16 protein-coding genes and 1 pseudogene are annotated in these 18,061 nt (G+C 41.5%); 14 read left to right on the top strand and 3 right to left on the bottom strand.

Going from position 1 to position 18,061, the window contains the following annotated elements:
- The 7 genes from alaS to ACFE93_RS11295 all read left to right on the top strand — a co-directional run.
- The coding region (gene alaS / locus ACFE93_RS11325; RefSeq protein ID WP_375473378.1) for an alanine--tRNA ligase at positions 1 to 1,585 on the top strand (1,585 nt) is incomplete at its 5' end.
- A 157-nt stretch (positions 1,586 to 1,742) separates the two neighbouring features.
- The gene (trpB, locus tag ACFE93_RS11320) at positions 1,743 to 2,978 is read left to right on the top strand and encodes a tryptophan synthase subunit beta (protein ID WP_375473377.1); all 1,236 of its coding nucleotides are present in this window, start codon (positions 1,743 to 1,745) and stop codon (positions 2,976 to 2,978) included.
- A gap of 31 nt (positions 2,979 to 3,009) precedes the next feature.
- The gene (locus ACFE93_RS11315) at positions 3,010 to 4,167 is read left to right on the top strand and encodes a class I SAM-dependent methyltransferase (protein WP_375473376.1); all 1,158 of its coding nucleotides are present in this window, start codon (positions 3,010 to 3,012) and stop codon (positions 4,165 to 4,167) included.
- A gap of 134 nt (positions 4,168 to 4,301) precedes the next feature.
- Positions 4,302 to 4,589, top strand: coding sequence for a hypothetical protein (locus ACFE93_RS11310; protein ID WP_104907718.1), 288 nt, complete (start codon positions 4,302 to 4,304; stop codon positions 4,587 to 4,589).
- 428 nt (positions 4,590 to 5,017) lie between these two features.
- Positions 5,018 to 5,548 (top strand): CAP domain-containing protein, encoded by a 531-nt coding sequence (locus tag ACFE93_RS11305; RefSeq protein ID WP_375473375.1) that lies wholly within the window; start codon positions 5,018 to 5,020, stop codon positions 5,546 to 5,548.
- 410 nt (positions 5,549 to 5,958) lie between these two features.
- A complete protein-coding gene (locus ACFE93_RS11300) occupies positions 5,959 to 6,507 on the top strand; it encodes a CAP domain-containing protein (RefSeq protein WP_375473374.1) in 549 nt (182 codons plus the stop codon).
- Between the two features lie 89 nt (positions 6,508 to 6,596).
- Positions 6,597 to 7,226 carry a ribonuclease D gene (locus ACFE93_RS11295; protein ID WP_375473373.1) on the top strand — a complete coding sequence of 210 codons (630 nt, stop codon included), beginning with the start codon at positions 6,597 to 6,599 and terminating at the stop codon, positions 7,224 to 7,226.
- Between the two features lie 572 nt (positions 7,227 to 7,798).
- Here ACFE93_RS11295 and ACFE93_RS11290 read toward each other — a convergent pair.
- A pseudogene (locus ACFE93_RS11290) lies at positions 7,799 to 8,245 on the bottom strand (rhodanese-like domain-containing protein); the annotation flags it as partial.
- Between the two features lie 972 nt (positions 8,246 to 9,217).
- Between ACFE93_RS11290 and ACFE93_RS11285 the strand changes: the two are divergent.
- On the top strand, positions 9,218 to 9,937 hold the full coding sequence (locus ACFE93_RS11285) for a response regulator transcription factor (RefSeq protein WP_375473372.1): 720 nt from the start codon (positions 9,218 to 9,220) through the stop codon (positions 9,935 to 9,937).
- 115 nt (positions 9,938 to 10,052) lie between these two features.
- Here the strand turns inward: ACFE93_RS11285 and pdxA are convergent, their stop codons facing one another.
- Complete coding sequence (gene pdxA, locus ACFE93_RS11280; protein ID WP_375473371.1) at positions 10,053 to 11,147, bottom strand: 4-hydroxythreonine-4-phosphate dehydrogenase PdxA; 1,095 nt, start codon at positions 11,145 to 11,147, stop codon at positions 10,053 to 10,055.
- Between the two features lie 206 nt (positions 11,148 to 11,353).
- Here pdxA and ACFE93_RS11275 point away from each other — a divergent pair, with 206 nt between their 5' ends.
- The 6 genes from ACFE93_RS11275 (at position 11,354) to ACFE93_RS11250 (ending at position 16,140) form a co-directional block, all read left to right on the top strand.
- Positions 11,354 to 11,458 carry a PetM family cytochrome b6-f complex subunit 7 gene (locus ACFE93_RS11275; RefSeq protein WP_334879005.1) on the top strand — a complete coding sequence of 35 codons (105 nt, stop codon included), beginning with the start codon at positions 11,354 to 11,356 and terminating at the stop codon, positions 11,456 to 11,458.
- Positions 11,459 to 11,698: 240 nt separating this feature from the next.
- Entirely contained in the window at positions 11,699 to 12,697 is a 999-nt protein-coding gene (locus ACFE93_RS11270; RefSeq protein ID WP_375473370.1) for an SDR family oxidoreductase, read from the top strand.
- A gap of 130 nt (positions 12,698 to 12,827) precedes the next feature.
- Complete coding sequence (locus tag ACFE93_RS11265) at positions 12,828 to 13,745, top strand: NAD(+) kinase (RefSeq protein ID WP_292783283.1); 918 nt, start codon at positions 12,828 to 12,830, stop codon at positions 13,743 to 13,745.
- Positions 13,746 to 14,054: 309 nt separating this feature from the next.
- Entirely contained in the window at positions 14,055 to 14,741 is a 687-nt protein-coding gene (gene nblR / locus ACFE93_RS11260) for a response regulator transcription factor NblR (RefSeq protein ID WP_375473369.1), read from the top strand.
- A gap of 153 nt (positions 14,742 to 14,894) precedes the next feature.
- The gene (locus ACFE93_RS11255) at positions 14,895 to 15,401 is read left to right on the top strand and encodes a DUF192 domain-containing protein (RefSeq protein ID WP_375473368.1); all 507 of its coding nucleotides are present in this window, start codon (positions 14,895 to 14,897) and stop codon (positions 15,399 to 15,401) included.
- Positions 15,402 to 15,912: 511 nt separating this feature from the next.
- A complete protein-coding gene (locus tag ACFE93_RS11250; protein WP_292736094.1) occupies positions 15,913 to 16,140 on the top strand; it encodes a DUF2949 domain-containing protein in 228 nt (75 codons plus the stop codon).
- A gap of 321 nt (positions 16,141 to 16,461) precedes the next feature.
- Here ACFE93_RS11250 and ACFE93_RS11245 read toward each other — a convergent pair whose 3' ends face one another.
- Complete coding sequence (locus tag ACFE93_RS11245) at positions 16,462 to 17,616, bottom strand: pyridoxal-phosphate-dependent aminotransferase family protein (protein WP_375473367.1); 1,155 nt, start codon at positions 17,614 to 17,616, stop codon at positions 16,462 to 16,464.
- Positions 17,617 to 18,061: the final 445 nt, after the last annotated feature.

Raw genomic sequence — 18,061 nt, 5'->3', positions numbered from 1 at the left:
AAACGTTCCTGGTTTGCCAGAATTAAACGTTCCTGGTTTGCCAGAATTAAACGTTCCTGGTTTGCCAGAATTAAACGTTTCTGGTTCACCAAAACAAAAAATTTCTGGAATCGATGCTTTTACACTCTACGATACCTATGGTTTTCCCTTGGAACTGACACAGGAGATTGCAGAAGAACAGGGACTAGAAGTTGATGTTGAGGGATTCAATGCCGAAATGCAAAAACAGGTGGAACGTGCCAAAGCAGCACATGAAACCATCGATTTAACTGTGCAAGGTTCTCTCGACAAATTGGCAGAACACATCCAAGTCACCGAGTTTTTAGGCTATACCCAATCGGCGGCGACGGCAAAAGTTGAAGCGATTTTGGTAGAAGGTGTTTCTCAAGAGGAAGCAGAAGTGGGGACACAGGTGCAAATAGTCCTTGACAAAACACCATTTTATGGTGAATCAGGGGGACAAATCGGCGATCGCGGTTATATCTCTGGTGATGGTATCGTAATTCGGGTAGAAGACGTGAAGAAAGAATCTGATTTCTTTGTTCACTTCGGACGCATCGAACGCGGTACACTGCGCGTAGGCGATCGCGTCAGCGCTCAAATCGATCCGGCTTGTCGCCGTCGCGCTCAAGCTAACCATACCGCAACGCACCTATTGCAAGCTGCATTGAAAAAAATTGTTGATGAGGGCATATCTCAAGCAGGTTCTCTGGTTTCCTTTGATCGGTTGCGCTTCGACTTTAACTGTCCCCGCGCTTTGACAGCAGAAGAAGTTCAACAAGTTGAAGAACAGGTGAACACTTGGATTGCTCAGGCTCATGCTGCAAAAGTGGAAGTATTACCTTTAGCAGAGGCGAAAGCTAGGGGTGCTGTCGCCATGTTCGGGGAAAAATACGGTGAGGAAGTGCGCGTGATTGACTTTCCTAGCGTATCAATGGAATTATGCGGTGGGACTCACGTGAGTAACACTGCTGAAATTGGCGTGTTCAAGATTATCTCGGAAGCTGGTGTAGCTTCTGGGGTGCGGCGGATTGAAGCTGTTTCGGGGCCAGCAATATTAGATTATCTCAACCTGCGGGATAAAGTAGTTAAAGATTTGAGCGATCGCTTTAAAGTGAAACCCGAAGAATTACCAGACAGAATCACAAGTCTGCAAAGCGAACTAAGAAATAGCCAGAAGGAATTAGAAACCTTAAAGGTACAGCTAGCGATCGCTAAATCAGACAGCTTGCTACAAACAGCCCAAACCGTAGGCGATTCTAAAATTATTGTCGCCCAACTAGAAGATGTCGATCCAGAATCATTGAAAACCGCAGCCGAACGCTTGTTGCAAAAAATTGGTAACGGTGCAGTGGTACTGGGTTCTGTTCCTGAAGAGGGAAAAGTGAGTATAGTTGCAGCTTTTAGTCCAGAAGTGAACAACAAAGGTTTGCAAGCTGGTAAATTTGTGGGTGCGATCGCTAAAATTTGCGGCGGCGGCGGCGGTGGAAGACCGAACTTAGCCCAAGCTGGCGGACGCGATGCAAGTAAATTACCAGATGCGTTGGCACAAGCGGAAAGTGATTTAAAGTCCGCGTTGGGTTAACCAAACCGAAGGGGAACTCTTAAATAGGGGAAGAATTTTAGGCGTTGCATATTTACGAGATGATTTAGCACTTCCAAAATTCCCCCTGTCTCCCCATTCCCCAGATATGCTTCAGACTTTTCTATAATTAAGTGATTCCCGTCATCAAAAACAGCCTGTGACTACCACTCCCCTATCTCCAAGTTCAACTGCTCAGGTTCCAGATACGCTAGGCCGCTTTGGACGCTTTGGCGGTAAGTATGTACCTGAAACGCTCATGCCTGCCCTGGCTGAATTAGAAACAGCTTATCAGCAATACCGCAATGACCCTGGTTTTCAAGCAGAACTACAGCAGTTGTTACGAGACTATGTAGGACGTGCCACACCATTGTATTTTGCTGAACGCCTGACTGCTCATTATGCCCGACCCGATCGCACCGGGCCACAAATTTACTTAAAACGTGAAGATTTAAATCATACTGGCGCTCACAAAATCAATAATGCCCTTGGTCAGGTGTTGTTGGCAAAACGCATGGGTAAGCAGCGGATTATTGCCGAAACGGGCGCTGGACAGCATGGAGTTGCTACAGCCACAGTTTGCGCGCGTTTTGGGCTGGAATGTGTAATTTACATGGGTGTTCAGGATATGGAACGCCAAGCTTTGAATGTTTTTAGAATGCGGCTGATGGGGGCAGAAGTGCGGCCGGTAGAGGCGGGAACCGGAACTTTGAAGGATGCTACTTCCGAAGCAATCCGAGATTGGGTGACAAATGTGGAAACTACTCACTACATCCTGGGTTCGGTAGCAGGGCCTCATCCTTACCCAATGATGGTACGTGATTTCCATGCAGTAATCGGCGAAGAAACCCGCGCCCAAGCAATGGAGAAGTGGGGTGGATTACCTGATATTCTCTTGGCTTGTGTAGGTGGTGGTTCCAATGCGATGGGACTATTCTATGAGTTTATGAATGAGCCTTCTATACGCTTCATTGGAATTGAGGCAGCCGGGGAAGGTGTTAATACCGAAAAACACGCAGCTACGTTGACAAAAGGACGAATTGGTGTATTGCACGGAGCTATGAGCTACCTACTGCAAGATGAAGATGGGCAAATCATTGAGGCACACTCAATTAGTGCGGGGTTAGATTATCCCGGTGTGGGGCCAGAACATAGCTATTTAAAGGATACTGGTCGCGCTGAATACTATAGTGTGACGGATGCAGAAGCTTTGGCGGCATTTCAGCGATTATCGAAATTGGAGGGGATTATCCCGGCATTGGAAACAGCCCATGCGATCGCTTATCTCGAAACTCTCTGTCCTCAACTAATCCGCAGTCCTCGGATTGTAATTAACTGCTCTGGACGTGGTGACAAAGATGTACAAACGGTAGCCAAATTATTTTATCCAGCGTAAATCTACATAAAATATTTGGGAGAAAACAATAATGGATCGACAATTCCAACACCCAATGTTACCGCAACCCACTCACGACGAGTTGGCACGCCAAAGCTTTGTGCAAACTATGAAAATGCACATTTTCAAGAATATCCTTCCTGGTAATAAGGAAGTTTATGAAAAACTAGCCAAGCCGAAGTTTGAACAAGAACATCAGCGTTCTCCCCAGAATCGTTATGAAATTCGGGAAGTAATGCAGCACGAACCCTACTATCGCTGGACTAGTGCTCTGAAGCGCATCAACCAGGAAATGTTATGGGATGCTGTAAATGCCAACGTTGACAGACAACTGCCAGAGTTGATAGAGCGTGCCAAAGATAAGGGTGGTGAACTGGGTACTTTAACCCTCGATCCAAATTTTCAAATACCTACTTATCAAAAGGCTGTAGACATTCACTGTATGCCTGGAGGATATCACAGTGAATTCACTGCTGATGATGTCGCAGCCGGTGCAACCTACGATCGCGGCGCTTACGTTTATGGATTCGGTTGGTTGGGGCCGCTCAACGATGATATGGGGCTATCTATAGTCCAAAACTACCTTCTAGCAGAGTTTCCCAACTTTCGACCGAGAAAAATCCTCGATATGGGATGTTCTATTGGCAATAGTACATTACCTTATGTCGATGGTTTCTCAAATGCAGAAGTCCATGCCATAGATATAGGTGCATCTATACTGCGTTATGCTCATGCAAGAGCCGAAGCCTTGGGAAAACGGGTACACTTCTCTCAGCAAAATGCCGAACACACTAACTTCCCCGATGAATCATTTGACTTAGTGGTTTCTCATATTTTGCTGCATGAAATTCCCCCGTCATCTGTGCGTAAAGTTATGCAAGAGTCTTATCGTCTACTGGCTCCCGGTGGTATGATGATTCATCTAGAAGCACCCCTGTATCATCACATGGATGTTTATAGACAGTTTATTTCTGATTGGGAAACTGCTAACAACAACGAACCCTTCTGGAGTGCTGTACGTGATTTAGATTTAGTGCCGCTAGTTACTGAAGCTGGTTTTGCAGCAGATAAGACATTCGAGAAATTTGTCCCCAATGGGGCATGGAAAGCAAAAGAAACTAATGGTATGTTTCAAAATCGGAACTCAGCCACTCAAGGCACTTGGTTTGTGGTTGCTGCAACTAAGTAAGCAGAAAAAGTTTCGTAATTCGTAATGGGCTATGGCCTGCTACGCTAACGTAATTCGTAATTGAGAAAGTCAGATTTTATCTGGCTTTCCTCGTTTTGTATGTCTAGTCTTATTTTTGGAGAATTGGTATTAGGATGACAAAAATAGCCAAGGGTAAACGACCTGTTTACTTAGAAAATCCGCAAACTGATAAATTGTTAGCGATCGTTATGGCTTTGACTGGTGAGGTGTCCGTACTGCATGAGCGGCTAGACACCATTGAACGGTTGCTAGAGGTGAAAGGTATTTTATCAGCTAGTGAGATTGAAGCTTACGAGCCAGATGCCAAAGTAACCAAGGAACGGGAACAGTGGCGTGCAGAATATATTGCACGGGTGTTGCGCGTGGTACAGGAAGAGTTAGAAACCCTCAACCAAAGCTAGTTGAAATCACGCAGACATTTTGCTGAATAAATCTAGCCTATTTATATTATACATTCCGTATCTTCAACTGTCACAATCGGTTTTTACTGCTGTTTATACATAAACAAAGTTACTAAATATACCTAAAAGCAGTAAAATAACTGGATTTGGAAGGTAAATAAGCATAATCTGAAACTAAAAAGTTCCAAAAAATCTAGTAATTACACTACTATATGACAGCTAAGTGCGGATGTAGATATAAATAATCATACTAATGGTAGAAGACAATTATTGATTAAATAGCACTATTTTTCTGTAAAGTCATGAATTTAAACGTTTGCTGGTAGTTTTTGAACAAAAAAGCCTATAAATAGACCTACATAGACCTATAAGCAATTTGTCACATTGATATTAGTTGGTTACATTGTCTAAAAGTTTACTTACAGCAAATGATCAAACCAATAATTTACAGCGTTGCTTTAGGCACTCTTATTCTCAGTAGTGGAGCGATCGCTACTCCTGTAACAAATCCAGCTTTCACGCCGATGAATTCAGATGTATCAAATAATACTGCAAAAATTGCAGCATCTAGCATCGACACTGCTGCTCTAGAACAGTCGATTTTTAATCAAATTAATAACTACAGAATTTCCCAAGGGCTACCAGCGCTGACTCGTAATGTTGCTATCGATAATCAAGTGAGGATTCACAGTCAGAACATGGCTAATGGTACTGTTGCCTTTGGACATAATGGATTTTCAGAACGTGTTAAAGCAACCCGTATTTCTTACACAGCAGCTGGTGAAAATGTCGCTTACAACCAGGGATATAGCGATCCTGCCACAAAAGCTGTTCAAGGCTGGCTCAAAAGTCCAGGGCATCTTGCCAATATCAGAGGTAATTACAATCTGACGGGGATTGGTGTCGTCAAAAACAGTAAAGGCGCAATCTACTTCACACAAATGTTTATTCGCTCATAAGTTTGACGCAATGTGCAATTTAATATTCTCACCTCACTTCCATTCTTCTCTCCGGTAAAGAGAAAGGCTTTGAAAGCAAGGGGCTGAGAAATGAAGTTTGAGTAAAAATTGCACGCAGCGTTAAATTTAAAAAAATTTAGGTTTTTCTCAAATTCCCCAGACTTCAACCTGTCAGCAAAGATTTTGCGAGATATTTCCTGAAAATCTTAAATTATCAGCAAAATTAACCGTGATTTTCATGAAGCTGACCTATTGAAATACTGACAATTGGAAATGATTGTTTGTGTTACTTGTAAAGGATGTAGCCAAATTGCCGAAATTCATCATTACTTAACAGTAGTGTGGTATATATCCTTGGAACAATAGGGTAGAGTAGAAGTCTTATATCTCTACACATTACGCAATTCTCCATGTTCCGACAAACTGCTTTTGGCATCGCTTTAAGTGCGCTTGTCCTTGCTAGTGGATTAACGACTGCTCCGATACCAAATCATACTTCTACGAATACATCCACCCGTAATAAGCTGTTGTCGCTTTTTTCTAGTCAGGTTGCAATATCGACTCCTACTTTTAAAACTACTGAGCTAGAAAAATCAGTATTTGACCAAATTAATCGATATCGCGCTTCTAAAGGGCTGCCAAAGTTGACCTTAAATGCAAATTTAACTCGACAGGCAAGAATTCATAGTCAAAATATGGCTAAAGGTAAAACCCCATTTAGCCATCAGGGATTTGAAGGGCGAGTCAAAGCTATCCCGATTCGCTATAACAGTGCAGCAGAAAATGTTGCTTTCAATCGGGGATATAGCAACCCCGTAGAGGAAGCTGTTACTGGTTGGATCAACAGTCCCGGACACCTAAAAAATCTTAAAGGAAATTACAACCTGACTGGAATTGGTGTTGCTACTAATAATCAAGGCGAAGTCTACCTGACACAAATGTTTTTTCGCACTAGATAGATTTAATTTCTGATTTTTTTGCACAATAATAATGTAGTGTCTGACAAGACTTTTTTCTGCTGGACACTGCTATTATTTTTGAACAATTGATGACATTACCAGATTTTCAGGTGAGCGATCGCGACCTCAGTGACGCAGCCCTTAACCAGTATTTAGAATCTACAGCGATCGCAGTTGATACAGAAACGATGGGATTGCTACCGTTGCGCGATCGCTTATGTCTCGTCCAGCTGTGCAATCTTGAAGGGAAAGTGACTGCAATCCGCATAGCCAAAGGACAAATTGACGCCCCCAACTTAAAAAAACTCTTGCAAGCAGTCAATGTTGTGAAAGTGTTTCACTTTGCTCGATTTGACCTAGCCACTTTACGAGCCAATCTGGGGATTCAGGTAAGGCCAATTTTTTGCACTAAAATTGCTAGTAAATTAGCTCGTACTTACACAAATCGCCACGGACTCAAAGATGTGGTACAAGAGTTAGAACAAGTGGAACTAGATAAAAGCTCTCAAAGTTCCGATTGGGGTAACGCCGTTAGTTTATCTGAAGCTCAACTAAGTTATGCTGCCAATGATGTGCGCTACTTGCTTAGTGTACAACAGAAGTTAATAGAAATGCTCAAACGAGAAGAACGTTGGCAAATTGCTCAAGAATGTTTTGAATTTCTTCCAACGATAGTTTCCTTAGATTTGTTGCAATTTAAGGATTTGTTTGAACACTGATCAAACCGTAAACCTATTGCTAAAGTTATTGACCTGGAGGACAAATATCACTAGACTAGAATATTCTATCTTCCTGGTTGGAGCTTCGGAGTCTCCGGCTTCATTTGCGAATTGTGACTTTTCTGCTCATGAAAAATCGAGATTAGACCTCTTGGAAAATTTTCTAACACCCCACCCCTAACCTCTCTTGGCTATCAAAGAGGAGAAACTTTGACGTTAGTCAAAGGCAAAGTGGGGTTCTTATGCTTTATTTATACAAGAGGTCTATTTGCTAACTTTTTAAGTTATTTTTTGCCTAAGATCCAATATTGGAATTATTCAGTGTCTCTAGGAGTTTTAGATTCACTAATGCCTTCTTTGACATTACTAACTCCCTCTTGAACGTTTTCTTTGAGGTTACTAGCTCCTTCTTGAACATCTTCTTTGAGGTTACTAGCTCCTTCTTGAACGTTTTCTTTGAGGTTACTAGCTCCTTCTTGAATGTTTTCTTTAAGCTTACTGGCTCCCTCTTTAATGCCTTCCTTAAGGTTAGTGGCTCCCTGTTTAATAGATTCCGTCGCGCTAGTGCCTCCCTTTTGCAGATTTTCTTGGTGATTTTTTAGGCGATCTACCACATTATAGTCATCTGCACCTGGGGGAGTTATTGATTCAACAATGCCTTCTGTGGGGCCACCGATCGCCTTCCATCCGTCAAGACCACCTTTGAGTTGGGAGACGTGTTCAAATCCATTAGAACGCAGTTGTTGTGAGGCTTGGGCAGCTTCTTCTTCATTAGCACCGTAAATGTAAATATCACGGCTCTTATCCAAAGAAGATACTGCACGCTCTACCAATTCATCTGCTGGCATGGGCATCGCTCCCATAATGTGACCTTCATTGTAGGTCATGCGATCGCGTACATCCAGGATTGTAAAAGCTGGTTCACCCCATTCCAGACGAGTCTTTAGGATATGAGCCTCAGTTTGTGCTTCTATTGGTGGTTGTGGGGGAATGATGCCGCCTACTAAATTATTAACCATAATTTTTCCTTACTGACGATATTTATAATAATTTAGCGAACTGAAGATATTTAATTGATCTTTCTTTGGTATGAATATCCTCAAACTCTCTCCTCAGATAGACTAAGTAATTTCTATAAATTATACCAATTAATCAATTGTAAATAATGCCATTTGAGAGTATGGATAGACAAGATTTGCTCTAAATATAATTGAATATATTTAAAGTTTATGTTTTTGATGTTTTAGTCATTTAGATATTTTTCATTTTACTAAATTCCTCATAAATCGAGAAAAACATTAGTTTAAAATGAAGAATATTTAGCGATAAATATAGTAATTGATACCTTTTTAATATAAGCGATCGCTAATATAGCAGTCCTAAATCATTTGTGAAATATTTTTGGAGTTAGCTGTCATTAATTATTTGTCATTTGTTCTTTGTAATTACAAATAATTCTTAACAAATTACCAAGGACGACCATAAAAAAAATTCATAACTCAAATAGGATTGCTATATCAGCAATTTATTGACATCATAATAGGTGGGTAAGCGTAATTAAACATTAAGATAAAACCTTACCTCAATCTCTATCCGAACTCACGAAGAGGGAAACCGGAGGCAGGGTGAGGTTTTATATTTAATTTTACCCACTTACTTAGTATTGCTAGAGCAATTCTTTTTGCTGTTGCTTTTGTCTGTTAAAGCTGGTTTTGCTGCCTTATATACCTTCTGGGGATACTTTCAGTTCTTGGCTTGTCATAGTCTCAGGTTGAAAGTTGTAGTATAGTATATGCTTAAGAGGGCAAATACATGTAAATGCACCAGGGTAGATTTTCGTAAAACTTCTTCAAGAAAACATATCTATTGGTTATAGTACAGTCGAGTAAGTAGGAGTTAAGAATCTAGATTGGCTGATAAGTTAGTTTGTGAGCCTTTGTAGAGACCTAATTAATCAACAGTAAATCGCTCAATCTACAATAGACAGCATTATGGTTATGGTTACTGCTACTACTCCCAAAATTCTGATCGTTGATGACGACTTCGGCGTCCGAAATCTTGTATATCGTTTTTTAAGCCGAAAATATCAAATAGAGTCAGCAGCAGATGGTAGGACTGCCTTATCGTTGTTTGAGCAATTCAACCCAGCTTTAGTAATTCTGGATTGGAATTTGCCCGATGTTACTGGTTATAACCTTTGCCAAGAAATGCAGAGTCGTACTAATGTCTTAGTGCTGATACTGACTAGTAGGACTGACGAGGCTGATAAAATTAAAATCTTAAGTGCAGGTGCTGATGATTTCATGACTAAACCTTTTAGTCTTGCAGAAGTTGAAGTTAGAGTAGAAGCTCTTTTGAGGCGGATACGCTACATCAATCCCTCCCCAACACAACGTATAGTTTTCAAGCAACTAGTAATTAACCCAGAGGGCCGGGAGGTAACACTTAATGATCAAATGCTTGCCTTAACAGCGTTGGAATTTAATATCTTACATTTTTTGGCAAGTCATCCTAATCAGGCTTGGAGTCGTCCACAACTAATCCAACAAATCTGGGGTTGCGACTACGTAGGAGATGGCCGGGTGGTTGATGTACATATTGGTCAGCTTCGCAAAAAGATGGAAGTTGATTCCAGCATCCCGGAGTTTATTAAAACTGTGCGAGGCTATGGTTACAAGTTTGAAACGCCCGATGAGAATACTAGTTTTTAAGGCTACCACAGAGTTACAAACAACACTGAAATAAGATAGAAATGCTTAACTGAACCATATTGGGAACTGATTTGGTCGTGTCTTGACTATTTTCAGCAAAGCTGTACTTTAAAGACTATTCATTATTTTTCTTAGCCAATCTTTGACTAACCAACTCAGCTGCTAAATGTATCGCTGCTTTCATACTCGTAGCATCAGCAATTCCTTTACCCGCAATATCAAACGCTGTTCCGTGATCGGGTGAAGTCCGAACAAAAGGAAGACCAATAGAAGTATTAACTGCCCGATCGAACGCCATCAGCTTCACCGGAATTAAGCCTTGGTCGTGGTAAAGTGCCAAGTAGCCATCAGCGGGATTTTGTACTAAAGAATTTCCATACCAAGCTTGACCAGGTTTAACCCACATTGTATCTGGCGGTATTGGCCCATCTAGCTGTAATTGTGGTCGTTTTTTTTGCTCTTGCTCTAACCAGGGAATTAACCAATTTTGTTCTTCATCTCCAAGTTGTCCCTGTTCTCCACTGTGGGGATTCAACCCAGCGATCGCAATTCTTCCTCTATATATACCAAAATCTTTCTCCAAGCATTCCACCAGCAAATCCAGTTTTTGTGTCAGCAACTGCGGTGTCAATACATCGGCTACTTGACGTAGGGGAATATGTGTGGTTACTAGTATTGCGCGGAGTGTCCAACCAGTATGGGGCGATCGCGCTACAAATAACATCCCAAAACGGTCAATACCTGATTTTTGCGCCAAAAGTTCCGTTTGCCCTGGATAATTATATCCTGCGGCTTTCCAAGCCGATTTAGCGATCGGCCCTGTGACAATACCATCAAATTTACCAGCCAGTGTTTGAGCGATCGCATATTCCATATATGCAAAACTAGCCGCACCACTGGCTGCATTACCTATTCCTGAAATAATTCGATCTTTAATTTTTCCATCCAACTGCACATCGCTAACTGACAACTCATCTGGATTTGCCAAAGCTACTAAATTCTCAGTTAAATTCAGTTTGTGATACACCTGTGCGAGCAAATCCCCGTTACCCACTACTGTAACGTCATATTTTTTACGAATTTCTGCATCGGCTAAAGCTTTCAAAATCACCTCCGGCCCAATCCCCGCCGGATCTCCCAGCGTCAGCGCCAAACGCGGACGATTTTCTTTCACAAAATTTCTTAACCTACCTTCATTACTTGGATACATAAAATCTCTTCATAATTATTATCATCAAAGTTTCCCAATTTACCTATCTCTCTTCTGATGACAGTAGGAATTGCCCCCCGAACCAGTAGGGATTACCTGCTAAACTAGTTTAAAATTATTTACACAGGTCTAATCCTACAGCAACCATTGAAAAGCTTCTGTTAGACCTAGTTTACACACCACTTTGCATAAGGAGAATCATACTAATGGGCGGCGAACTTTTGAATGCAGCTCTACTATCTTTCGGTTTAATCTTTGTGGGCTGGGGCTTAGGCACGTTGTTACTGAAAATTCAGGGCACAGAAGAATAATTGAGTGCTGAGTGCTGAGTTAGGAGTTAAGAGTTAAAAGTTACTATTCTCCCCACTCCCCATTCCCTACTCCCTTTTGTCATCAAAATGAGAAAAAAGCTTGTCCGTTAACCGGACAGCTATTTTCCCATAACTCTATCCAAATAAATTGATTTTCTGAGAAAAGATGTAAACTTTTGTTTGCATAGGTTATTCTGATAACATTCTTTTCATAAAACATTAAAATTTATTACAACCCTCATGACATTATTAATCGTCGGTGCCACTGGCACCTTAGGAAGACAAGTGGCTCGTCGTGCGATCGATGAGGGATATAAAGTACGCTGTCTTGTCCGCAGCAGTAAAAAAGCAGCTTTTCTTAAAGAATGGGGTGCAGAACTCGTCCCCGGAAATTTACGTTACCCCGATACCCTAGCGGAAGCTTTAGTTGGTGTAACCCAAGTTATTGATGCCTCAACCTCTCGCCCTACAGATTCACTGAGTATCAAACAAGTGGACTGGGAAGGCAAAGTAGCATTGATTCAAGCAGCAATTGCAGCGGGTGTAGAGCGTTTTATCTTCTTTTCTATTTTAGATGCTGATAAATACCCAGAAGTGCCGCTAATGGAAATTAAGCGGTGTACAGAACTATTCTTGGCTGAGTCAGGCTTGAATTATACCATCTTGCGACTAGCTGGATTTATGCAAGGGTTAATCAGTCAGTATGGGATTCCCATTTTGGAAGGACAGCCAGTTTGGGTAACAGGTAATTCTTCTCCCATCGCCTATATGGACACTCAGGACATTGCTAAGTTTGCAATCCGAGCATTGAGTGTACCAGAAACGGAAAACCAAGCTTTTCCTGTAGTCGGTACTCGTGCATGGAGTGCAGAAGAAATTATCAACCTGTGCGAACGCTTATCTGGAAAAGATGCTAGAGTAACGCGGATGCCAATAACTTTGCTGCGTGCTGTGCGAGGCATAATGCGTTTCTTTCAGTGGGGATGGAACGTAGCAGACAGGCTAGCGTTTACAGAAGTATTGGCTAGTGGTAAACAGTTAAACGCTTCAATGGATGAAGTATATACAGTTTTTGGTTTAGATCCGCAACAAACTACAACCCTAGAAAGTTATCTCCAAGAGTACTTCAGCCGAATAATGAAGAAACTCAAAGAAGTAGACTACCAGAAAAATAAAAATAAAAAACAGAAACCTAAAAAAACTCCTTTTAAGCAATCTTCAAAAGCCAATAGTCAATAGTCATCACAAAACAGACATTAGTCGTAAAACTCTAGACTCTGGATATTTGACTCTAGATTAATGACTACATGACCAAAAATGTGTAACGATTACATAATACAGAGCATCGCCTAAACTTGGATATTTGAGTGTGCCGAAAGCAGGCATTATCTACAATGACGTTAAACCGATAGCGGGCCGTGTCGCTATCGAGTTGAAAGACAAGCTAACCGCAGCCGGTTGGAATGTATGTATCACATCGAGTATTGGTGGGATACTGGGCTATCCTAACCCGGAGAGTCCTGTTTGCCACACCCCCATTGACGGTCTGACACCCCCTGGTTTTGACTCAGATATGGAGTTTGCAGTGGTATTAGGGGGAGACGGCACTGTTCTGGCAGCGTCTCGTCAAGTAGCCCCTTGTGGTATTCCACTGCTAACAGTGAATACCGGCCACATGGGATTTTTGACAGAAACTTTCCTGAATCAATTGCCCCAAGCACTAGAACAGGCGATGGCAGGTGAGTATGAAATTGAAGAACGAGCTATGCTCACTGTCAAAGTGTTTCGAGATGATTCAGTGCTATGGGAAGCCCTATGCTTGAATGAAATGGTACTACACCGAGAACCTTTGACCTCTATGTGCCATTTTGAAATTGCCATAGGGCATCATGCGCCAGTAGATATTGCCGCAGATGGTGTGATTGTTTCTACGCCTACTGGTTCTACAGCTTACTCATTGAGTGCTGGTGGCCCAGTAGTAACTCCTGGCGTACCTGTTTTACAGCTAGTACCCATCTGTCCCCATTCCCTAGCTTCTAGAGCATTGGTGTTTCCAGATACTGAGTCGGTCAATATCTACCCAGTCAATATTCCTCGGCTGGTAATGGTAGTAGATGGGAATGGAGGGTGCTATATCTTACCAGAAGATCGAGTATATATGGAGCGATCGCAATATAGTGCCAGATTTATTCGCCTACAACCGCCTGAGTTTTTCCGAATTTTACGAGAAAAATTAGGTTGGGGTTTACCACATATCGCTAAACCAACTTCGGTAGAATTGCCGTAAGGATTGGGGGTTGGGGATTGGTATATTAATTCTTTTCCCTCATCGCCCTCATCAACCTATTCTCCATGCCCCATACCCAACTTAGTGATTTCCTTCCAGAATTACTGGTATAGAGATGGTATTTGGAGTTAGTTATTAAGATTGCATCCAAAAATTCGATGGCTGACACCTGAACTGCTAAAACATTCTTTAGCAGCGTGTCAAATCAGATTGCTCCATCATTAAAAACTCGTAATTGCACTTTATAACTGATGTAAAGATTTTCTTCGGAATATCTTTACAATCCCAAATCCAATATCCAAAATTGTTATGACAGTTGCTCAAAGTCCCTGTGTTTTGGTGATTGAAACCGATGAGAGCCTTGCAAATCAGCTTTCTTGCGATTTGCAAGAAGCCGGCTATGAATCAATTTTGGCTCATGATACGACGAGTGGTTTACAACACTGTCGCGATCGCCAGCCTGCTTTAATTGTCTTAGACCGGATGCTAGCAGGAGAATCAGGACTCTCATTGTGCAAAAATCTGAGAAGCACTGGTATGCGATCGCCTGTATTGATTTTAATGGCAAGGGATACAGTTGACGATCGTGTAGCTTGTCTAGAAGCTGGAGCGGATGATTACATCCTCAAACCTTACCGCTCAGAAGATTTTTTGAAGTTGATTCGCCTCTACTTAAAACCCGATGTGGATACCACGGAGCAATTACGCTTTGGGGATTTAATTTTAGACATAGCAACTCGCCGTGGCATACACAACGGGCGACCAATTGACTTGACAATGAAGGAATTTGAATTATTAAAATTCTTAATGGAACATCCCCGTGAAGTGTTAACCCGCGAACAAATTCTCGAAAATGTTTGGGGTTATGACTTTCTCGGTGAGTCGAATGTAATTGAAGTGTACATCCGTTACTTGCGGTTAAAAATCGAAGATGAAGGTCAAAAGCGCCTGATTCAAACAGTGCGAGGCGTAGGGTACGTTTTAAGAGAATCCTAGTATACTGTAGCGGGAGTTTGCCTATCATCCTTGCTTTGTTCCCAGTTTCCAATTGGGAATGCTTTCTTTGGGTACTGTTGTCTCCCACCCAAAGGGTTTTTTTGCCTACAACACTGTAAAATTGAAGTCTAAATTACAAAATCGAAAAGCTATATGACTCGTCGGCTAAGTTTGCTCTCGATAGTGCTGAGTATTTTTCTGATGGGTTGTTCTGTGCCTACAACAGCTAAATCTCCTAGCCTCACTTCTGATTCTAAAACTCCAGCACCAGAGAGTTTAGGTCAAAAACTACCAATTTCTGCTAAAGCCATTGTGCCTAATGGTACAACGATTCAATTAGAGGTAGCGCAGACGCCACAACAGCAAGCAATGGGGTTGATGTATCGACCAGCTTTGCCAGATGACCGAGGGATGCTGTTTGGGTTCCCTTCAGCACAACCAGTCAGTTTCTGGATGAAGAATGTACCTGTACCCCTGGACATGGTATTTCTACATAAGGGTGTAGTTAAATATATTCAGGTTGCTGCGCCTCCTTGTGCAAACGAGCCTTGTCCTACCTATGGAGCCAATACACCAATTGATAAGGTGATTGAACTTCGCTCTGGAAGAGCTACCGAATTGAAGTTGAAAGTGGGCGATACAATCAAAATTGAGCTTTGAAACTCCGGTGCTTTGCACGGATAAAAACTTAAGTAATTACTCGGTTAAGAGCCTATACGGTCGAAATATATATTGTTTTTGTAAAAAATGTCACTTTATATGGTCAAACAGCACTTGTAACGCTACTATTTAAAAACTGTAGTAATAATGTAAAATTCTACTGTCTCAAACCTGAAATCGCAGTCTTCAGATTTGGTCTCAAAAATATTCCCTTGGGCGCAAGTGTAAATAGTCGCCAATAAGAGAGTATAGGCTATGGAATCTTTATTACTACCTGTGTAATTAAATAAAATACAAAGGTAAATAAGATGAAGGCAATTTAATTAGGTAAAAATACTGCTTAATAAGCTAGCAGATGACTTGTATGAGAATTTTTATTTCTCAGACTATCTATAGGAAGCCTCTTTTAAAGGCAGATTAACAACAACTGTGCTGGGGGTGTATTGCCGATAACGGCACAGTGACAAATAAAATACTGGCTACTGTCTACCGAGTAATGGTGAACTGATATATGACAATACATTCTGCACAAGGAGGTGAGATCCAAATGTCACCATCAAAATATTCTCGACTGATTCATTTTTTGCAAGAAGATTTGGCAATTTCCACAGCATCACTAGCGGTGGCGCTTCGGCATCGGGAGCAAGACCCAGGCCCTTTAGCAATGATTCTTTGGCAATATGGGTTAGTTACTTTAGAACAATTAGAACAAATTTATGATTGGCTGGAGACGGCGTAGATTATAGCAATTTTGGATTGTAGATTTTAGACTTTAGCTTAAAAGTTTCTAGCAAATGCATATTAGCAGAATCTCAAACAATACTATTTATGCCAATTTTGGATGATACTAAGTTGCCAAAGTTAGTCTTGTTTGGTGTCAAAGATACAGTACGACTTTCTTCAAAGCAAATAATACTATCTAGGGCAACTTGGTGTCATTTAGGAGGATTGAGGTATTGTCACATCAACTCTACCTGATACAAAGGTTGATATATAGCTTACTCTATATATAAGTTAAAAGAGCGAGTTGATAATTTAACTCGCTCTTTTGATTTAGTACTTAGGACTGACTAAACACTTTAACTGCTGCTGCTATACCAGAACCAGGGGTGAAGTCTTCGTAGCCAAGTTCTGTTAAGGTAACTTCTAAGGATGCTATACAGCTAAGGATATCGCGATCGCTCACAAAACCCAAATGACCAATACGGAAAATTTTATTGCTCAAATGATCTTGACCACCGGCTAAAGCAATATCAAAGCGTTTTTTCATCAATGACCGAATCTTATCCGGTTCAATTCCCTGTGGTGCTACAGCCGTAATCGCCGGACTAGCGGAATTATCTGCTGCAAGTAAGGGTAAATTTAATCCTTTAATGGCGGCGCGGGTAGCATTTTTGAGCCGTTCATGTCGAGCAAATATTGATTCCAAGCCTTCCTCTTTCATGATTCGCAACGTGCTGTGTAACGCTACGATCAAGTTCACAGGTGGAGTAAATGGAGTTGTATTTTTGGCTGTGGCTTTGCGATATTTGCCTAAATCCAAATAATATTTCGGTAGCTTCGCAGTTTTGTAAGCTTCCCAAGCCTTGGGACTGACAGAGACAAAACCCAATCCCGGCGGAATCATATAACCTTTTTGGGAACCAGAGGCGACGATATCTAAACCCAAAGTATCCACGGGTAGATTGAATGCACCCAAGCTCGTGACGGCATCAACGATAATTAAAGCTTCACCGTGTTCTTTAACATGGCGGTTGATGCTTTCTAAGTCATTCAACACACCCGTCGAGGTTTCGCTGTGGGTAATGATTACAGCTTTGATTTGCTTTTGAGTATCTGCTTGGAGTTTTTCAGCAAATACTGCTGGGTCTAAGGGTTTTCCCCATTCCACCTTAACTTCTTCTACATTCAAACCGTAGGCTTGACCAACTTCTACCCAGCGTTCGCCAAATTTACCATTAGAACCAACTAAAATGCGATCGCCTGGAGAGAGAAAATTAATTATTCCCGCTTCTACAGCACCCGTACCACTGACATTCAGCATCAGCACATCACTTTGAGTTTGGTGCAGCCATTTGAGGTTTTCTGTCACCTCTGCCAATATGTTGCTAAATTCATTAGTACGGTGCCCAATCGGATGCTTGGCTAATGCCAGTAAGGCAGCTTCTGGCACCGGTGTAGGGCCTGGAATCATCAGCATCAGCTTATCGTTCATGTGTCTATCCTAAAAGTCAAATAAAAGTCAAAATTGTGGGAAGTTAGTTAAGTCTGATAGCAAATCCTAGATATTCATCTACAAGTTCCACTCAGATCGTCACCAGCATTGTTGTATATTTTCCAAATTCATAGGAAAAGTATCGTGGGAGTTAACGATCGGTCAGCTTGACCTTTGCAATTTATACCAGACTCCAACTCAGATAAAACCTTTGTTCCAGGCAATCTTACCACACACCTAGACGCCAGGTTAAGGTGTCTGCTCGTAGGCGAACGGCTATTTTAGCTAAGGATGAAACATCTATCTAAATGAGGCATAGGTACAATAAATTCTTAAATCTACCCATAATCCACCTCAGTTGTTTTTATAGAAAAACGCGAAATCGTTTTGAACATCGCGGTAATTGTGGTGAGAAAGTTGTGTTTTGCTTCTACGAAAGAAGTAA

The organism is uncultured Nostoc sp. (genome assembly GCF_964247315.1).
Taxonomy (GTDB): Bacteria; Cyanobacteriota; Cyanobacteriia; order Cyanobacteriales; family Nostocaceae; genus Nostoc.
The sequence above is the reverse complement of the archived record's forward strand: the minus strand, read 5'-3'. Positions and strand labels throughout refer to the sequence as shown.